1 protein-coding gene is annotated in these 3,439 nt (G+C 70.3%); it reads right to left on the bottom strand.

What is annotated here, in order from left to right:
• Positions 1 to 7: 7 nt before the first annotated feature.
• Positions 8 to 3,439: amino acid adenylation domain-containing protein (locus tag ACFXA3_RS26705; RefSeq protein WP_385190850.1), on the bottom strand; the 3,432-nt coding region annotated here is incomplete at its 5' end.

The raw sequence follows: 3,439 nt of genomic DNA, 5'->3' as shown, positions 1-3,439 counted from the left end.
CGGCGGGTCAGGGGGTATCGGCCGGCCTTCCGGCCTTCAACCGGTCCCGGAGTACGCGGCCGATGTGCCGGAGCGGCTCGGGCTGCATCATGCCGACGTGATCACATTCAATCACGTGTTCGTCAACTCCGTTCGTGACGTGGGGAGTCCACGCCTCCCGGCCGGTCATCGGCATGGGGTTGTCGATGCCCGCGCGGAAGAAGAGGAGGTCTCCTTCCACCACGCCCGGGGTAAGGGACCGGGCGAGTCTGCGGTTGTTCTCGATCACGTCGATCAGGCCCGCTGCCTGGTCGACGCCGACGTCGAGGCTCCGTGCCACCTCGCCCATCTGGTCGGCTGCGTAGGCTTCGAGCAGGTTCGACACCCCCTCGGCGTCGTCGCCCACGACATCGTCGTCGGGGAGGGGGAGACCGGCGGCCTCGGCGAGGGCCCGGACGAGGCCCCGCCGGTCGTCCTCCACGTCGGACGCCTGCGAGGACGACGGATAGGCGTCGACGACCGCGAGGAGACCGACGTCCTGCTGCTGCCTCTGGAGCTCTTCGGCCACTGCGTGCGCGACGGTCCCGCCGAAGGACCATCCCAGGAGGCGGTACGGCCCCGTGGGCTGGACGGAGCGGATGGTCTGCACGTACTCGGCGGCCATCTCCTCGACCGTGGCCGCGGGTTCCCCGTTGCCCACGCCCCTGGACTGCAGGCCGTAGATCGGCACGTCCGCCGGCACCTCCTTGATCAGGCCCGCATAGCACCAGCTCAGACCCGCGACGGGGTGCACGCAGAAGAGGGGGCTGTCCGAGCCCTGCCGGCGCAGGGGGAAGAGGGTGTCGAACGGGTCCGAGACGTCCCCTTCGTCGAGCCGCTCCGCGAGCCCGGCGACGGTCGGGGCCTCGAACAGCGACCGGATGCCGACCTCGACTCCGAGGACGGACCGGATCCGGCTCACGAGCCGGGTCGCCAGCAGCGAGTGCCCGCCGAGGTCGAAGAAACCGTCGTCGATCGACACCGACTCCATGCCGAGGACCTCGGCGAAGAGACCGCACAGGATCTCCTCCCGCGGCGACCGCGGCCCACGCCCCGACGCGTCCGTCGTGTACTCGGGAGCCGGCAGCGCCTTGCGGTCCAGCTTCCCGTTCGGCGTCAGCGGCAGGGCGTCGAGGGTGATGAACGCGGAGGGCACCATGTAGTCCGGCAGCCGCTGCGCGACGAACCCGCGGAGCACTGCCGGGTCGGCTTCGTTCCCGTCCGCGGCGGGCACCACGTAGGCGGTGAGCCGCTTGTCGCCCGGGACGTCCTCGCGCACCACGACCGCGCTCTGCACGACCAGCTCGTGCTCCGCCAGCACCGCTTCGATCTCGCCCGGCTCGATACGGAAACCCCGCACCTTCACCTGACCGTCGGCACGCCCGATGAACTCCAGGACACCGTCCGCGGACCAGCGCACCACATCACCGGTCCGGTACATCCGCGAACCGGCCAGCTCCGCGAACGGATCCGCGACGAACCGCTCCGCCGTCAACCCCGCACGACCCAGATACCCCCGGGCCAGCTGCGCACCGGCCACGTACAGCTCGCCCGCGACACCTGCGGGCACCGGCGACAGCGTGGCGTCGAGGACGTACGCCCGGGTGTTCCACATGGGGCGGCCGATCGGGACCACGCCCGCGGAGAGCACCGCATCGGCCGGCACCGGGTAGTCCGTGCATCCCACGGTTGCCTCGGTCGGGCCGTAGTGCACCACGACCGGCACCTGCGGATGAGCCTGACGCCACCGCGCCACCGCGTGAGCGGGAACCTCTTCCCCGCCCAGCATCAACTGGCCGCTCGGCACGAATCCGCGTCCGGCACCTTCCAGGAGCGGCAGATGACTGGGGGTCGCCTTCAGGAACGACACCGGCAGCCCGGAACTGTCACCGTCCTCGGCACCGGCGGAGGTCAGTGCCGCCACCACGACGCGACCGCCGACGGCCAGGGCCCCGTACAGCACGGTGACGCCCGCATCGAACGACACCGATGCGTGCCACACCGTCGAACCCGCGAGATCCGGGTACGCCTGCGGGCACCGCACCACGTAATTCACCAGCGCGGCATGCGAAACCACCACGCCCTTGGGCCGGCCGGTCGATCCGGACGTGTAGATCACGTACGCCGGATGGGCGGGCAGTGCCGGAGACCGGCGGTCGTCATCGTGGAGGTCGCGGGCGCCGAGCGCGGCAACGGCTTCCTGCACGGAGGGCTCGTCCAGGAGCACGCGCTTCGCGATCAGTGCATCGTCCTGGGGGAGCAGGGCGGCAGTGGCCGCGTCCGTCAGGACGAGCACCGGTTCGGCGTCCGCGAGCATGTAGGCGATCCGGTCCGCCGGGTACTCCGGGTCCACCGGAACGTAACCCGCACCGCTCTTCACCACGGCGAGCAACGCCACGACCAGGTCCACCGACCGCGGCAACGCCACCGCCACCAGACCCTCCGGACCGACGCCGCACGCCACCAGATGGCGGGCCAGACGGTTCGCCCGGGCGTTCAGCTCCGCATAGCTCAGCTCGACACCACCACTGACCACGGCCGGCGCATCCGGAGTCCGAACCACCTGTGCCTCGAACAACCCCGTCAACGTGACGTCCGGAACCTCACGAGCCGTTTCGTTCCACTCGACCAGCATCCGCCGGAGCTCGTCCGCAGCCAGGACGCTGACGCTGCGGATCGGCTGGTCGGGTGTGGTGGCGAGCGCGTCGATGACACGCACCAAACGGTCCACGAGGCTCTGCGCGGTTGCCTCCGCGAAGAGGTCGGTGCGGTAGTCGAGCCGTCCTCGCAGACCGGTGGGCAGGCCGTCCTCTGCATGCGACTCGCCGAGGGTGAACGACAGGTCGAACTTGGCCGTCGTCGCAACCGCGCGCTCGAGGTGGACGCTCATCCCCGGCAGGTCGAGATCGGGTTCAGCGACGTTCTGGAAGGTGAGCATGACTTGGAAGAGGGGGTGGCGGGCCATGGAGCGTGCCGGGTTGAGGATCTCCACGAGCCGCTCGAACGGCACGTCCTCGTGCGTGAACGCCGCCAGGTCCGCCTCGCGTACCCGTTCCAGTACCTGCCGGAACGTCGGATCGCCCGACAGATCGGTCCGCAGGACCAGCGTGTTCACGAAGAACCCGACGAGATCGTCCAGGGCATCGTCCGTACGGCCCGCGATCGGCGTACCGATCGGGATGTCCTGCCCGGCGCCCATCTTCGACAACAGGACCGCCAGCGCGGCCTGCACCGCCATGAACACGCTCGCGCCGCTGGAGCGGGAGAGCTCCACCAGACGCGCGTGCACCTCCGCCGGCACGTGCACGTCCACCGAAGCACCCTCATGCGAGGCGACAGCGGGGCGCGGGTAGTCCACCGGCAGCTCCAACTGCTCCGGAAGACCGGCCAGGGCTTCCTTCCAGTAGGCGACCTGCGCCGC

Source organism: Streptomyces sp. NPDC059456, from assembly GCF_042750055.1.
Taxonomy (GTDB): domain Bacteria; phylum Actinomycetota; class Actinomycetes; order Streptomycetales; family Streptomycetaceae; genus Streptomyces.
Note: the sequence above shows the minus strand (reverse complement) of the source record. Positions and strands in the feature narration are given on the sequence as shown.